General features: G+C 35.9%; 12 protein-coding genes and 1 other RNA gene. All 13 read left to right on the plus strand.

The window, feature by feature from the left end; genetic code table 11:
• The first annotated feature begins 19 nt into the window (after positions 1-19).
• A complete protein-coding gene (gene recJ, locus ACONDI_RS04000; protein ID WP_241080193.1) occupies positions 20-2,455 on the plus strand; it encodes a single-stranded-DNA-specific exonuclease RecJ in 2,436 nt (811 codons plus the stop codon).
• A 54-nt stretch (positions 2,456-2,509) separates the two neighbouring features.
• Positions 2,510-4,708, plus strand: a complete 2,199-nt coding sequence (locus ACONDI_RS04005; RefSeq protein WP_476739058.1) for a RelA/SpoT family protein — start codon at positions 2,510-2,512, stop codon at positions 4,706-4,708.
• 20 nt (positions 4,709-4,728) lie between these two features.
• Entirely contained in the window at positions 4,729-5,181 is a 453-nt protein-coding gene (gene dtd / locus ACONDI_RS04010; RefSeq protein WP_241080195.1) for a D-aminoacyl-tRNA deacylase, read from the plus strand.
• Positions 5,182-5,200: 19 nt separating this feature from the next.
• A complete protein-coding gene (locus ACONDI_RS04015; protein WP_241080196.1) occupies positions 5,201-5,824 on the plus strand; it encodes an MBL fold metallo-hydrolase in 624 nt (207 codons plus the stop codon).
• 445 nt (positions 5,825-6,269) lie between these two features.
• Positions 6,270-7,535, plus strand: coding sequence for a histidine--tRNA ligase (hisS, locus tag ACONDI_RS04020; RefSeq protein ID WP_241080197.1), 1,266 nt, complete (start codon positions 6,270-6,272; stop codon positions 7,533-7,535).
• A gap of 39 nt (positions 7,536-7,574) precedes the next feature.
• Positions 7,575-9,347 (plus strand): aspartate--tRNA ligase, encoded by a 1,773-nt coding sequence (gene aspS, locus ACONDI_RS04025; protein ID WP_241080198.1) that lies wholly within the window; start codon positions 7,575-7,577, stop codon positions 9,345-9,347.
• Positions 9,348-9,430: 83 nt separating this feature from the next.
• Positions 9,431-9,611, plus strand: a non-coding RNA gene (ssrS, locus tag ACONDI_RS04030) — 6S RNA.
• A gap of 46 nt (positions 9,612-9,657) precedes the next feature.
• Positions 9,658-9,921, plus strand: a complete 264-nt coding sequence (locus tag ACONDI_RS04035) for a metal-sensitive transcriptional regulator (RefSeq protein WP_241080199.1) — start codon at positions 9,658-9,660, stop codon at positions 9,919-9,921.
• Positions 9,922-10,088: 167 nt separating this feature from the next.
• Positions 10,089-10,520, plus strand: coding sequence for a division/cell wall cluster transcriptional repressor MraZ (gene mraZ, locus ACONDI_RS04040; RefSeq protein WP_338086479.1), 432 nt, complete (start codon positions 10,089-10,091; stop codon positions 10,518-10,520).
• Between the two features lie 15 nt (positions 10,521-10,535).
• A complete protein-coding gene (rsmH, locus tag ACONDI_RS04045; RefSeq protein WP_241080201.1) occupies positions 10,536-11,480 on the plus strand; it encodes a 16S rRNA (cytosine(1402)-N(4))-methyltransferase RsmH in 945 nt (314 codons plus the stop codon).
• 14 nt (positions 11,481-11,494) lie between these two features.
• Positions 11,495-11,950, plus strand: coding sequence for a cell division protein FtsL (locus ACONDI_RS04050; protein WP_241080202.1), 456 nt, complete (start codon positions 11,495-11,497; stop codon positions 11,948-11,950).
• A 37-nt stretch (positions 11,951-11,987) separates the two neighbouring features.
• The gene (locus tag ACONDI_RS04055) at positions 11,988-13,913 is read left to right on the plus strand and encodes a penicillin-binding transpeptidase domain-containing protein (protein WP_241080203.1); all 1,926 of its coding nucleotides are present in this window, start codon (positions 11,988-11,990) and stop codon (positions 13,911-13,913) included.
• 61 nt (positions 13,914-13,974) lie between these two features.
• Positions 13,975-15,450 carry a UDP-N-acetylmuramoyl-L-alanyl-D-glutamate--2,6-diaminopimelate ligase gene (locus ACONDI_RS04060; RefSeq protein WP_241080204.1) on the plus strand — a complete coding sequence of 492 codons (1,476 nt, stop codon included), beginning with the start codon at positions 13,975-13,977 and terminating at the stop codon, positions 15,448-15,450.
• Positions 15,451-15,470: the final 20 nt, after the last annotated feature.

The raw sequence follows: 15,470 nt of genomic DNA on the forward strand, positions 1-15,470 counted from the left end.
GGGGAGAGGAGTTATTACTTTGCAACAACCAGGAAGACCTTATTCCAAATGGGAATTTAGCAATGAATTATTGGATAAAACCATAGAAATGTCAGACAAAAATGGTTATTCTAGAATTCTTAATAAATTACTGGAAAATAGAAATATGCTTGATGAAAACGAAATAGAAAAATTTTTGAATCCTGCCTGGGAAAACCTCCATGATCCTTTTTTATTAATAGATCTTGACAAAGGGGCAAAAAGGTTAAAGCAGGCACTAGAAAATAAAGAAGATGTTCTGGTTTATGGAGATTATGACGCAGATGGTGTGAGTGCCACGTCTTTACTATGTAGTTTTATAAATAAAAATGGTGGTAAGGCACGTTATTTGATTCCAGATAGATTTTCTGAAGGGTACGGGCTCACCTTTGATGCCCTGAATAGAACCAGTGAATTTCCAGATTTATTAATAACGGTTGATTGTGGCATAAATTCTGTAGAAGAAGTTGAGTGGTTAAATGAAAATGGTACTGATGTTATAATAACAGATCATCACGAGCAACTTGGCGATCTACCTCCGGCTATTGCAGTTATTAATCCCAAAAGAAAAGAATCAGACTACCCTTTTAAAGAACTTAGTGGAGTCGGTGTTTGTTTAAAACTGGTCTGGGCTGTGCTGGTTTATCAAAATAATTCTTCTATAAGGGAAGAACTAGAATTTTACCTTGATCTTGTAGCCCTTGGTACCATAGCAGACCTCGTCCCCCTGGTTGACGAAAACAGGTTTTTTGTTATTAGAGGCTTGAAAAACTTTGGACAAAATAGAACAGGCCTTAAAGCTCTAACAGATATAGCGGGGCTCAATGATCAAAACCTTAATGTAGGGAATATTGCCTTTGTAATTGCGCCTAGAATAAATGCTGCGGGAAGACTTGAGAGCGGGGAACTGGCTGTTAAACTTTTGTTAGAGGAATCATCTTATGATAAGGCTTATGAAAGAGCAGATTATTTATCTAAAGAAAATGATGAAAGGCGGGAGTTAGAGAAAAAAGTCTTTGAAGAAGCAAGGGAAGAAATACTTAAAAATGACTATCATAGAGAAGACTATGTAATTGTAGTTGGCAAAGAGGATTGGCATGAAGGTGTTATTGGGATAGCCGCTTCAAAAATATTGGAAGAATTTTATCAACCTGTTGTTTTACTTACTATAGACGGTGATGAAGCTAAAGGTTCTTGTCGTAGTATATCTTCGTTTAATATGGTTGAAGGACTTTCTAAATGTGAGGATTTATTAAAAAAGTATGGAGGACATAAGCTTGCGGCAGGTCTTACTTTAGAAACTTGCAAAATTGACATTTTTAGAGAAAAGTTAAATGATTACGCAAGAGAGAAACTCTCTAGCAATGACTTGATACCTTCGATAAATGTAGACATCTCTGTTCCTGCGTGTTATATTACTGACAAACTAGTTGAAGAGATAGATCTGCTTGCGCCCTTTGGAATAGGAAATCCAAAGCCGGTGTTAAGTTCTGTTATGAAAGTTGATCATTTACAAAGAGTCGGTAAAAACAAAGAGCATGTTAAACTTTCTCTATATGATGGACAGTACAACTATGATGGGATATGGTTTAATGCTGTAACAAAACTTCCTAATGTTAAAAAAGATTCTTATATAAATGTTGCTTATACCCCCAAAATTAATAATTTCAATCAAAAAAAATCAGTAGACTTACAAATTGTAGACATAAAGCATGATGAATGTGAAAAAATTATTGAAGACTATAGAAACTGTGATAAAAGAAAAGTTTTAGAGAAGTTAAAAGAAGGGTCAACATTTCTTGTGAACACGAAAGAGACTGAGAAAGTATTAAGAAGCAACCTTAATAAAATTAAAAATAAAAAGGAAAATACCAATATTGTGAAGTTTAATAATTTGTCTAATACAGTTATTAAATCAGATACCTTAATTTTATTTGATCTTCCATTTGATGGGGAAGCTTTGAGAAAAAATTTGAGAAAAATGCAGATTAAAAAAATATATTTGCTGTACTGCAATGAAGATAAGAACAAAAATGATTATTTATGGAAGGCTTCTATTCCGACAAAGGATAAACTTATTTGGGTATACAACAGAATTTTTCACTTAAACAATAGTAGTGAAATAGACATAGAAGAAATAAAAAAATTATTTATCGAAAGCTCATTTCCAGGTACTACCTGGAGGCTCATTAATAAGTGTTTAGATATTTTCACAGAACTTGATGTTTTAAAAGAAAATAATAATTCTTATATGATAAAAAGAAAAAGAAAAAGTGAAAGTCTAGAACAAATTGATTTTAATGTGTCAAAGACGTATAAACAAGAAAAAAATAGGCTTACAAAGATAAATTGGTGGGAAGACAAATTTTTGAACTCACCTGCTGCTTTAATATACCAAATATTTTTTGATGACATGAGTTTAGACTTACTTACTTAGTTAGTTCTGTTTGGAATGTAATTAACATTAGCTTGGCAAGCTTAATATTAAAGGATGATAAAATTGACAGTAAAAAAGTATCGAAGGCTAAGAAGAAAAATTAAAAAGAATTATACCTCTGACTCCGGTTTGGAGTTACTTGATGATGCGTATGAATTTGCTGAAAATGCTCATAGTGGTCAAAAAAGAGTATCTGGCATTGACTACTTTTATCATCCTTTGGAAGTTGCCTTTATATTGGCAGAATTAGAACTTGATTTGCCTACTGTTTGCGCTGGATTGTTACATGATGTGATTGAAGATACAGAAGTGACGAAGGAAGAGGTAGAGGAAAAATTCGGAAGCGAGATAGCCCTTCTGGTGGATGGTGTTACCAAATTAAGTAAACTAGAATTTAAATCCAAGGAAGAAAGACAGGCAGAAAATTTGCGAAAAATGTTTTTGGCTATGGCAGAAGATATCCGGGTCATACTTATAAAGCTGGCAGATAGAACTCATAATATGCGGACTTTGGACCATCTACCAAAACGTAAACAGAAAAAAATAGCTAAAGAAACGCTTGAAATATATGCTCCTTTGGCGCACAGATTAGGTATATCAATGATCAAATGGGAGTTAGAGGATAAGGCTTTTAGATATTTAGAACCGCAGCAGTATTTTCATCTTGCAAGGCAGATCGCTCACAAAAGGCAATCAAGAGAAGAATATCTTAAAAAGATCCAAGGTATCTTGAAAGAAAAACTAGATGAAATGGGAATTGAAGCTGAGATCCAGGGAAGGCCCAAGCATTTATACAGTATTTATACAAAGATGAAGCGCCAGGAAAAAGACCTTGATGAGATTTATGACCTTACTGCTGTAAGAATTATAGTAAACAACATAAAAGAATGTTACGAAGTGTTAGGGTCACTTCATAATATGTGGAAACCTGTACCAGGACGCTTTAAAGATTATATAGCAGTCCCAAAGCCAAACATGTACCAATCTCTTCATACGACTCTGATCTGCCCTGAAGGGCAGCTATTAGAAATTCAGATAAGGACCTGGGAAATGCATAAAGTTGCTGAATATGGTATAGCAGCACACTGGTTATACAAAGACGAACAAGAAGGGGATCAAAAGTTTGCGGAAAAGTTATCCTGGTTACGTCAGCTTCTTGAATGGCAAAAGGATATGAAAGACGCCAAAGAATTTATGGAGAACCTAAAGATAGATTTCTTTTCGGATGAGGTTTTTGTTTTTACCCCCAAAGGCGATGTTATAAACCTACCCCTTGGATCTACGCCTTTAGATTTTGCGTATAGGATTCATACAGAGGTTGGCAACTCATGTATTGGAGCTAAAGTAAATGAGAGGATAGTGCCCCTTGATTATCAGTTAAAAAATGGTGATATTGTAGAAGTTTTGACATCTAAACAGGCTTCGCCCAGTAGAGACTGGTTAAATATTGTTAAATCATCTCAGGCAAGGAACAAAATAAGACAGTGGTTTAAACGAGAAAAAAGAGATGAAAATATCCAAAAAGGTAAAGAGATGTTAGAAAAAGAGCTAAAAAGACTGAACTATACGCCATCTAAGGTTCTAAAAGAATCCTATTTAGAAGAGATAGGTACCAGGTATAATTTCAAGTCTTCAGAGGATCTACTAGCTGCTGTTGGTTATGGTGGGATTACTGTTAATTATGTTATAGGAAGGCTTGAAGATATAATAGAAAGAGAAGAAGGAGAAGATCAAAAAGAAGAAAAGACAGAAGAAAAAGTTATTCAAGATGTCTTAACAGAAGAAAAACCGAGGCGAAAAACCAGGAATTCAGTATCTGTTGAGGGTCTAGATAATATTGTGACAAGATTCGCGAAATGCTGCTGCCCTCTACCCGGTGAGGAAATCGTAGGTTTTATAACAAGGGGAAGAGGGATATCTGTTCACAAAAAGAACTGTCCTAATGCTAAAAATAGATTATCAAAAAACGAGACTACAGTTCCTGTCTATTGGGATAATGAAGAGGAAGAAGGTAATTTCCCTGTTGATATAATGGCATTTTCTATGGATCGACCGCATTTGATTAGAGATATAATGGATATGTTAGGAAGCCTTAAAGTGCCTGTGACAGCTATCCAAGGTAAATCTAACAGTAATGGAGCCGTAACTGTAAGTTTGACTGTTATTGTAAGAAATCATTCTCACCTGCAGCTTGTAATAGATAAATTAAGTGAAGTAAAAAATGTCTATAAAGTACAAAGAGTGGTGCCTTAGGATAAAGGAGGAAATTTACCATGAGAGCAGTATTACAGCGTGTTAAAAGATCTTCTGTAAAGGTTAACGATGAAGAAGTTGGAGAAGTAGGATATGGGTTAAATGTACTGTTAGGTATAGAAGAGGGGGATGATAAAGAGGATATTGAGTATATGGTAGACAAAGTAGTCAACCTGAGAATTTTTGAAGATGAGAATGGAAAAATGAACTTATCTGTCCTTGATGTTGAAGGTGAGCTACTTGTAATAAGTCAGTTTACTTTGCTAGGAGATGCTAGAAAAGGTAGAAGACCTAACTTTATGAAAGCTTTAAGTCCTGATGAATCTGAAAAAATATACCAGGTGTTTTGTGAGACGATTAGAGAAAAATATAATTTGCCTGTAAAAACAGGAACATTTCAAGAATATATGGAAGTTGAAATTATTAACGATGGTCCTGTTACATTATTATTAGATAGCAACAAAAACTTTTGACAACGAAGGAGTGATTTATGTGATAATTAAAAGAATTATGGCTGGCCCCCTTGGGGCAAACTGTTATGTTATTGGATGTGAAGAAACTAAAGAAGGAGCTATAATAGACCCGGGTGGTAGAGATAAAGAAATAATAGATCAAGTAGAAAAAGAAGGACTAGAAATAAAATGGGTTATTAATACCCATGCACATAGTGACCACATAGCAGGAAATGAATATGTTTTAGATCATACTGGTGCGAAGCTTGTTATACATGAAGATGACGAAAAGTTTCTTATGAGTCCAAATCTTAACCTTTCTTCATTTACGGGAGATCATATAGAAGGGCCTGAACCTGACAGAAAAGTTGTTGATGGAGATGTTATTGAATTTGGGAATATATCGCTAAAAGTTCTACATACGCCTGGTCATTCTCCGGGATGTATATGTCTATTAAAAGATGATGTTTTATTCTCCGGGGATACAATCTTTAGAGAAGGAATTGGAAGGCCAGACCTTCCCGGAGGGAATCAAAACACTCTTCTGAACTCAATCAAAACAGTTCTTGACAAATTAGATGATGATACTGTCATATATCCTGGCCACGGAGAAGCAACTAGTGTTAAGCACGAGAAAAAGAACAATCCATTTTTGATGTTATAACTTTTTAAAAACAAAACTTTTAATCTGGTGCAAAAAGTTATATGAACAAAGTTTAGTTTTTAATTGCAATACATCTTGGTGAGGCAGCAGGAGAAATAAGGTCTAATGACAGGAAGTCATTAGCTAATCGAACTCAGGATGAGTTCATAGATTTGGAAGGCTTATCTCGATTGCTGACGAACCTTAGATGTATCAATTTAAAACATTTTACTTTTGTGAATAGACTTTTTGCACCAGAATCAACTTTTTGCTGTTGACTGAAGGTTGATTGACATTGATGTAAGATTATAATACAATTGAAAGGAATTTCAGGAACTTTTTTATGTAACTTTTCATGGGGTTTTTACGAGAGTTTAACTCTCGTCCCCGGCGAAGTAAAGTCGGAGACGGGAGTTTTTTATTAATATATTGGTACCAAGTCCAAACAAGGAGGATGGGGATAGTAATGTTAACAAAAGCGCCAAAAGGTACCAGGGACATTTTACCAGGTGAAACTTCGAAATGGCAGTACTTTGAAAGAGTTGTGTCTAAATTAGCAGAAAATTACGGGTTTAATGAGCTTAGGGTGCCCATATTCGAACATACTGATTTGTTTGCCCGTGGGGTAGGCGAAAGCACAGATATTGTAACAAAGCAAATGTATACTTTTGAGGATAAAGCTGCGCGAAGTATAACTCTTCGCCCTGAAGGGACTGCTTCTACAGTTAGAGCTTTTATAGAGTACAAAATGTTTAATCAGCCTCAGCCGGTTAAAATGTATTATCTAGGGCCTATGTTTAGATATGAAAACCCTCAGGCTGGAAGGTATAGGCAATTTCATCAGTTTGGGGTAGAATATTTTGGTAGTATTGCTCCTGAAGCAGATGTGGAAACTATCCAACTTTGTATAAATATATTTAAAGAGCTTGGATTAAAAAACCTTTCCCTTGAAATAAATAGTGTAGGATGCCCTAACTGTCGTCAAAAATTTCAAGAAGAGTTAAAAAAGTATTTGGCAAATAATTTGGATGAACTTTGTAAGGACTGCAGATCAAGATATGAAACTAATCCTATGAGAATATTAGATTGTAAAAATAAAAAGTGTAATGATTTGTTAAAAGATGATATGCCGTTGCTGTTAGATAACCTGTGTAGTGAATGTGATGAACATTTTTATAATGTTAAAGAATTACTTACATATGTAGGTCTAGACTTTGAGGTTAATCCCAAAATGGTTAGAGGGCTAGACTATTATACAAAAACTGCCTTTGAGGTTATAGTTGATGATATTGGAGCCCAGAGCTCTATAGGAGGGGGCGGCAGGTATGATGGTCTTGTAAAAGAATGTGGAGGCCCAGAAACGCCAGCAGTTGGTTTTGCTGTAGGGATTGAAAGAGTGTTATTAGCACTTGAAAACCAAGGGGTAAAGATTCCAGAAGATAATGAAGCTGATGCATATTTGGTTTATGGAGGAAGTGAGGCAAAAAAAGAGTGTTTTAGAATGTTAGATAAGATTCGCAGCCTTGGGTACTTGGCATTAATGGATTTTGAAGATAAAAGTTTTAGAGCTCAATTAAAAAAAGCAGATAAATTAAATGCCAAATATGCTGTGATAATTGGAGAAGAGGAATTGAGTGAAGAGCATGTATTATTAAGGAATATGAAAGATGGGAATCAAGAAAAAATTCCTATGAATAGTTTTTTGGATAAGATACAAGAATTAATTAGATAGTCTGACAATAGATAGTCTGACAATATAGGAGGAGATATAATGCAAAGGTCTCATTACTGTGGAAAAATAACAACTAATGATATCGGTAAAAAGGTTAGTTTGATGGGTTGGGCTGATAATAGGAGAGATCATGGGAAGTTGATTTTTATTGATCTAAGAGATTTAACCGGTTTAGTTCAGGTTGTATGTGATTTTGAAAGAAATAAAGAAGCTTTAGAAATTGCTGATTCAGTTCGAGGCGAATATGTCTTGTCAATAACTGGAAAGGTACAAGCAAGAAGTGAAGAAACCGTCAATCCAGACTTACATACAGGTGAGATTGAAATAGAATGTGAAACTATAGAAGTTTTAAATCCTTCTAAAACACCTCCTTTTCTTATAGAAGAGGATATAGAGACAGACGAAAACTTAAGACTAAAGTACAGATATTTAGACCTAAGACGCCCTGATATGCAAAAGAATTTAGAGTTAAGACATAAAGTTATTAAATCGATGAGAGACTTTTTGGACGGTGAAAACTTTCTTGAAATAGAAACGCCGATTCTTACAAAAAGTACACCTGAGGGTGCAAGAGATTTCCTGGTTCCTAGTAGACTTCAGGAAAATAAATTTTATGCCTTGCCTCAATCCCCTCAACTTTTTAAACAGTTATTGATGGTGTCTGGATTTGATAGATACTTTCAGATTGCAAGATGCTTTAGAGACGAAGATTTAAGAGCTGACAGGCAGCCTGAGTTTACCCAGCTAGATATGGAGCTGTCATTTATTGAGGAAGAAGAACTGATCAATCTGGTAGAAAGAATGATAGTTTATGTATTTGAAAAGAATCTAGATATAAAAATGGAGACTTCTTTCAATCGTCTTTCCTATAGCGATGCAATATCAAAATATGGTTCGGATGCTCCTGATTTGAGGTTTGGGATGGAGCTAGTTGATGTAAGCGAAATAGTAAAAGACTCAGAATTTAAAGTTTTTAAATCAGCATTAGAAAAACAAGGAATGGTAAAAGGCATTGTTGTTCCTGGTGGAGGGGATTTTAGCAGAAAAGAGCTTGATGATCTTACAGAGTATGTCAAGGAGTTTGGTGCCAAGGGCCTAGCCTGGATGATATTGGAAGAAAATGGCGTAAAAAGCCCAATTGCCAAGTTCTTTACTGAGGAGCAGTTAAATCAATTAACAGAAGAAATGAACGCCAAAACTGGAGATTTGTTACTTTTTGTTGCTGATAATACCTCAGTAGTGAATGAGAGCTTGTCAAATCTAAGACAAACTTTAGCTAGAAAACTTGATTTAATACCTGAAAATAAATTTGAATTATGCTGGATTGTGAAATTTCCATTACTTGAATATGACCCGGAAGAAAAGCGATACAAAGCGGCACATCATCCATTTACTTCACCTTATGAAAACGACCTGGAAAACTATGAGGATGAACCTGAGAAAATTAGAGCCAAAGCTTATGATCTAGTGTTGAATGGAGTAGAAATAGGTGGTGGAAGTATAAGAAATCACAGAAAAGATGTACAGGAGAAAATGTTTGAAATCCTGGGTATAAATAAAGAAGAAGCAAGAGAAAAATTTGGGTTTTTATTAGAAGCGCTAGAATATGGGGCCCCTCCCCATGGTGGTATTGCCTTTGGTTTAGATCGATTAATCATGTTAATGGCAGGTGCAGGTAGTATAAGGGAAGTTATTCCATTCCCGAAAACAGCAAACGCAAGCTGTTTAATGACAGGTGCGCCTAGCGAAGTTGAGATTAAGCAGCTTAAAGAGTTAAATATTTCCCCCAAAACTAAAAGCAAAAAAGAGTAAGACATAGCTTTGAAGTGGTGATTTGTTTATTTGCTTTATTGGATTATGTATGTTAATATGAACTTGCAAATCAAAAGTGAAGAAAATCCCTGCTGTGTCCGTATTGTTCGTCATGTTTTGACCCAACACTAACCACAATGGGAGCCTGGACTCTGTTCGTGTAGTATAAGCCTTACGAGGGACATACGAAGCGAACAGGAGGGCACCCACCTGAAGAAAAGAGGATCAAAGCATGCGAAAAAGATACGGCACAGTGGGGTTTTTATGTTTAGTTCTTGGCTGCTTTTAACTGCAGGGAGGGTCTTATAATATGGAAGATGAAAGATATTTGGTTCTTAATCGACTTAAAAGAATAGAAGGTCAGATAAAAGGAATACAAAAAATGGTTGAAGAAGAAAAAACTTGTTCTGATATCTTAATGCAGGTGAATGCAGTTAGGTCTGCAGTTAATAATGTTGGAACTCTTATATTAGAAAATCACCTTAAAAATTGCTTGAATGAAGCGATAACGCATGAAGAACAGGATAAACTAATAAAAGAATTAAGTGAATTGATATCAAAATATGCAAAGTAGTGCAAAATAAAATATAATGACAAAAAAATAAAAAAACAACCTCTTTCGAGGTTGTTTTTTTATTTTTTTTTGTAAAAGTGGAAGGATATTACGTGGAGAAGTAGAAGTTAATGAGTGGTGAAAAGTGGAGGCAAGTGGTTAATATGGGGTAAAAAGTGGTGGATGCTATGTTTATGGGCGAGTATAATCATACAATCGATAATAAAGGAAGAATTATTGTTCCGGCCAAATTTAGAAAAGACCTAGGGGAGAGCTTTGTTCTCACCAGAGGTCTTGATAGTTGTATATTTATTTATCCCCAGAGCGAGTGGAAACAATTAGAGCAAAAACTAAAAGCTCTACCACTTACCAAAGGAGATGCAAGAGCATTTAGTAGATTTTTTCTATCTGGAGCTACTGAATGTGCTTTAGATAACCAGGGGAGAATACAAATACCTGAGAATCTTCGCTTCCATGCAGATTTAAAAAAAGAAGTTGTTGTTATTGGAGTGTCAAGTAGGGTCGAAATATGGAGCAAAGAAAACTGGAAAGACTATCAATCAGAAGCTGAAGAGTCTTTTGAAAATATAGCAGAAGAAATAGTTGATTTTGACATTTAATTCCGGAGGGATTTTTTGGGATATCACAAAGGGGTACTAGTTGAAGAAGTGATTAAAAAACTCGAGCCAAAACCTGACAAGATAATATTGGATGGAACTGTCGGAGGAGCAACTCATGCAAAAGAAATTGCGAAGCACATTTCACCTTCGGGTTTTTTAATAGCTTTGGACAAGGATGAGAGGGCAATAAAGGAAGCTAAGAAAGTCTTAAATGATAGTGAGTGTAAAATTAAACTAATAAAAGCTGACTTTGTAGAAATAGACAAAACTTGTAACCAATTAGGTGTTGAGGGCCTTGATGGGATACTCTTAGACCTTGGTGTATCCTCCTATCAGTTAGATCAAGGTGAAAGAGGATTTAGCTATCAACATGATGGGCCTCTTGATATGAGAATGGATAGAGAACAGCAATATAGTGCTAAAGATGCAGTTAATGAACTTAGCGCTCAAGAATTAGCCAATATAATTTGGAAATATGGAGAAGAACGCTGGTCTAAGAGAATTGCTGAAAAAATTGTCGAAAATAGAAAAGGAAAAAGAATAGAAAAAACCTCTGAACTTACTCAAATTATAAAAAAAGCGATACCTGCAAAGGCAAGGCAGAAAGGGCCTCACCCGGCAAAAAGAACCTTTCAGGCCCTAAGGATATATGTTAATCAGGAAATAGAAAAAATAGAAACGGTACTAGATAAAGGTGTGAAACTTCTTAATCCTGGGGGACGATTTGTTGTAATCAGTTTTCATTCACTAGAAGATAGGGTCGTGAAAAATAAATTCAAAGAATTTGAAAAAAATTGCTTTTGTCCTCCCAAAATACCGAAATGTATTTGTGGGGCAACTCCATTAGGTAAAGTGCTGACACGAAAACCAGTACAGCCAACAAAAGAAGAGTTAGAGATAAACCATAGAGCAAGAAGTTCAAAATTAAGGGCTTTTTTGAAAGAAGGTTCTAAACAATAGAAAGGGTGAATATTTTGTTTAATAGTGAGCGACCTTTAAAAGAATATAATGTTCCTCTTCCTAATAGAAAAAGCATACCTAAGAAAAGACCATATGGACCTTATAGAAAAAGAAAATATAAAAACCAACCAAAAAGTCCTAATATCAAGCCTGTTAAAAAACCAGAAAAAAGAAAAGAAGAAGAACAGCGTCGTGGTATATTACAAAAATTAAATAAATCTAAACCTGCTATCTTGTATGTAACTTTTGTAGCTACAGCACTGATTTTGGTTGCCCAATCTGCAATAATTTCACAGTTGAACTATCAAATGATTCAAAAAGAAAACCAACTGGAATCTTTACATAATGAAAAAGTTCTTCTTGAAATGAAAGTCTTAGAACAAAAAACACCAGAAAGAATTGAGCGGATTGCGGTAGATGAACTAGAAATGAGTAATCCAGGAAGACAACAAGTAATAAATATAGATTAAGGAATTAAGAAATTTATTTAACTTGGGAGGTAAAGCCTTGGCTTTGAAAAAGCAGGAAATGTTAACCACCCGCAAAAGGCTAGTGTTTTTATTTTTTATAATACTATTGGCAATGGTTTCTTTGTTAGGACGTCTTGGATGGCTTCAATTGGTAAGAGGTGAAGAACTGCATCAGCAGGCATGGGAACAGTGGAACAGGAGTCTTCCTGTTAGTTCTCCACGGGGGCAAATATTAGATCGAAACGGTGAGGTTTTGGTTGGAAGTGTAACAGCAGATAGTGTGATAGCTATTCCAAATCAAATAGAATCTAAAGAAGCTACAGCCCGCGAATTAAGCAGGATCCTTGAATTAGATTATGACGAAATTATGGAAAAGATAGAACAGGATACTTCCCAGGTTAGGTTAGCAAGAACTGTTAGTAGAAGTAAAGCACAGCATTTAAGAGCACTGGCTATCCCTGGAATAGAGATCACCACAGAATCTGAAAGATACTATCCTCATGGTCGACTTGCATCCCAGATATTGGGATTTGTTGGGGTTGATCAAGGTTGGGGAGGATTAGAGTTCCAATATGAGGATATACTTGCTGGAAAAGATGGTTGGATGGAATTTCAAGCTGATGGAACTATGAGGGGTGACCAATTACCTCACGGAGTACAGCGCTTCATACCGCCTGAAGATGGTTCTGACTTAAAGACTACCATTGATTTGAATATACAGTACATTCTTGAGAGAGAACTAGAGAGGGCAATGGTTCAATATGAAGCTAACCAAATTATGGCAATGGCAATGGACCCCTATACAGGAGAGGTTTTGGCTATGGGTGCAAAGCCAGATTATTACCCTGGCGAATATGCCGAATTTAGTTCAGAAAAAATGAACATTCCTGTAATTAACAGTACTTTTGAACCTGGCTCAACCTTTAAGCTAGTTACTTTATCTGCTAGCATAGAAGAAAATAAATATAATCCAGATAGAGGTTTTCACTGTGATGGATCAATTGATGTAGCCGGTACTTCTATTGGGTGTTGGTCAGGAGGTCATGGTTCTATTGATTTCTTGGAAGTAGTTTATGGATCTTGTAATCCTGGTTTTGTAACATTAGGTCAGGAAATAGGCAAAGAAACTCTTCTTAGATATATAAATGGCTTTGGTTTTGATACAAGAACGGGGATAGACCTCCCCGGTGAAACCACAGGCTTGATATTTACTGAAGAACAGATGGGCCCTACAGAACTTGCTACAACTTCTTTTGGTCAGGGGGTATCTGTTACCCCTATACAACAAGCCGTAGCTGTAAGCGCCATGGCTAATGGCGGTAATCTTGTGAGGCCCTATATAGCCGAGGAATACTTTGAAAATGAGCACTCGAAAGAACTAGAAGACGAAGCAGAAGAGCTTGAAGAAGGAGAAAATATACGACAAGTTATATCTGAGAGCGCTTCGCAGCAGGTAAAGGAAATAATGGAAGGTGTCGTCGAAGAAGGAAGTGGACAGAATGCTTTTATAGAGGGATATAGAATTGCAGGCAAAACTGGTACTGCTCAAAAGGTTGGTCCGGATGGAGGATATATACCCGATGAACATATAGCTTCCTTTATAGGTTTTGGCCCTGTGGAAGACCCAGAAATTCTGATATATGTGGCTGTTGACAATCCGGCTAAAGGACCTGCGTGGGGAGGTCAGGTAGCTGCTCCGGTATTTAGAAATATTATGGAAGATGTTATAGAGTACAAGGAAATTCCTCCAAGTTACTTGCCAGAAGAAGATGATAGAGCTGCAACAGAAGAAGTCGCGGTTCCAAACCTTATTAATTTGGAAATAGATGAGGCAAGGACACTGATAGAGCAGAAAGGTTTAGAAATTCAGTTTTCAGGAGAAGGAGAGCAAATTTATGAACAGTTACCAGAACCAGGCACAACTGTCTCGCCAAGAAGCGAAATAACAGTATACTTAGAATAAAATAAAATTGAAGAGAATAGTTAATAATATTAAAAGAAGCCCGGAGAGGAGGCTTTTGGTTATGATAACACTTGGATACTTGATAGAACCCTTGTTAATAAAGGAAATAAAAGGTGAAATAAACACTGAAATTACGGGTATCAGCTATGACTCTAGAGATGTAAAAGAAGGTGACCTGTTTGTTTGTATACCGGGCTATAAATTTGATGGTCATGATTATGCTAATGATGCTGTGGTGAAAGGTGCCAAAGCTTTAATCGTGGAGGAGTGGCTAGATGTCAAAACTGTTACTCAGGTTAAGGTTTCTAACTCTAGAGAGGCCCTTGCAATTTTAGCTGCCCAATTTTATAACTGTCCATCGAAGGATTTAAATTTGATTGGGGTTACAGGAACAAATGGAAAAACTACTGTAACGCATTTGATTAATTCAATTTATTCAGCAAGTTATGACAAAACTGGATTAATAGGTACTGTAAGGTACAAGATAGGAGACGAGGAATACCCTGTTAAGACTACTACTCCTGAATCCTTTGACTTGCAGCAAATGATGGCTTCAATGGTTAAGAAAGCTGTTAGAGATTGTGTTATTGAAGTGAGTTCTCATGCAATTAAACAGAAGAGAATCCTTGGATGTGATTTTAATATTTGTGTTTTTACAAACCTAACACAGGACCATTTGGACTATCATCCCAGCATGGATGATTATAGAGCGGCTAAAGGTCGCTTGTTTTCTTTTTTAGGATTATCACATAAAAAAAATAATATTCCAAAGGCTTCTGTAATAAACATAGATGATGAAAGTGCACAGTACATGATGGAACAGTCTGCCGTTCAGGTGATAACATATGGAATATATAATGATGCGGACATAATGGCCAAAAATATAGAAATATTTCCAGAAGGATGTCAATTTGATGTTGAAAGTCCCTGGGGTAACTTTAACTTAAACATAAAACTTACGGGAAGGTTTAGTATATATAATGCCCTTGCTGCTGTTAGTGTTGCATTATTAGAAGGTTTTAACCCTAATTTTATAAAAGAAGTCCTTGAAAAAGTAGAAAAGGTTCCTGGTAGGTTTGAAAAAGTAGATGCTGGACAGAATTTTTTAGTAATAGTTGATTATGCCCACACCTCTGACTCTCTTGAAAATGTATTAAGTACATTGAAAGAGTTTACTCCAGGTAGAATAGGAGTAGTATTTGGATGTGGAGGAGATAGAGACAAGGAAAAAAGACCGCTAATGGGGAAAGTGGCAGCTTCATATGGTGATAAGTTGTTTATTACTTCTGACAACCCTAGGACTGAAGACCCAGAAGAGATCATCAAAGATATTAAAAAAGGACTTGGTGATGAGACATCATTTTTAATTGAACCTGATAGGAAGAAAGCTATTTCATTGGCTGTTGAGTGGGCCAAAGAAGGCGACTCTTTGTTAATTGCTGGCAAAGGGCACGAAACTTATCAGGTTTTTAAAGATAAAACAGTAAACTTTGATGATCGTGAAGTTGCCTGGGAAGAAATAGTAAGGCAAAAATAAAAAGAAAATAGTTAAGAGGG

The sequence above is a fragment of the Natranaerofaba carboxydovora genome, assembly GCF_022539405.1.
Taxonomy (GTDB): domain Bacteria; phylum Bacillota; class Natranaerobiia; order Natranaerobiales; family Natranaerofabaceae; genus Natranaerofaba; species Natranaerofaba carboxydovora.

Coding starts and splice junctions, on each gene's coding strand:
- ACONDI_RS04005 (WP_476739058.1), top strand. CDS start 2,510: ATGATAAAATTGACAGTAAAAAAGTATCGAAGGCTAAGAAGAAAAATT.
- hisS (WP_241080197.1), top strand. CDS start 6,270: ATGTTAACAAAAGCGCCAAAAGGTACCAGGGACATTTTACCAGGTGAA.
- ACONDI_RS04035 (WP_241080199.1), top strand. CDS start 9,658: ATGGAAGATGAAAGATATTTGGTTCTTAATCGACTTAAAAGAATAGAA.
- aspS (WP_241080198.1), top strand. CDS start 7,575: ATGCAAAGGTCTCATTACTGTGGAAAAATAACAACTAATGATATCGGT.
- dtd (WP_241080195.1), top strand. CDS start 4,729: ATGAGAGCAGTATTACAGCGTGTTAAAAGATCTTCTGTAAAGGTTAAC.
- mraZ (WP_338086479.1), top strand. CDS start 10,089: ATGTTTATGGGCGAGTATAATCATACAATCGATAATAAAGGAAGAATT.
- ACONDI_RS04060 (WP_241080204.1), top strand. CDS start 13,975: ATGATAACACTTGGATACTTGATAGAACCCTTGTTAATAAAGGAAATA.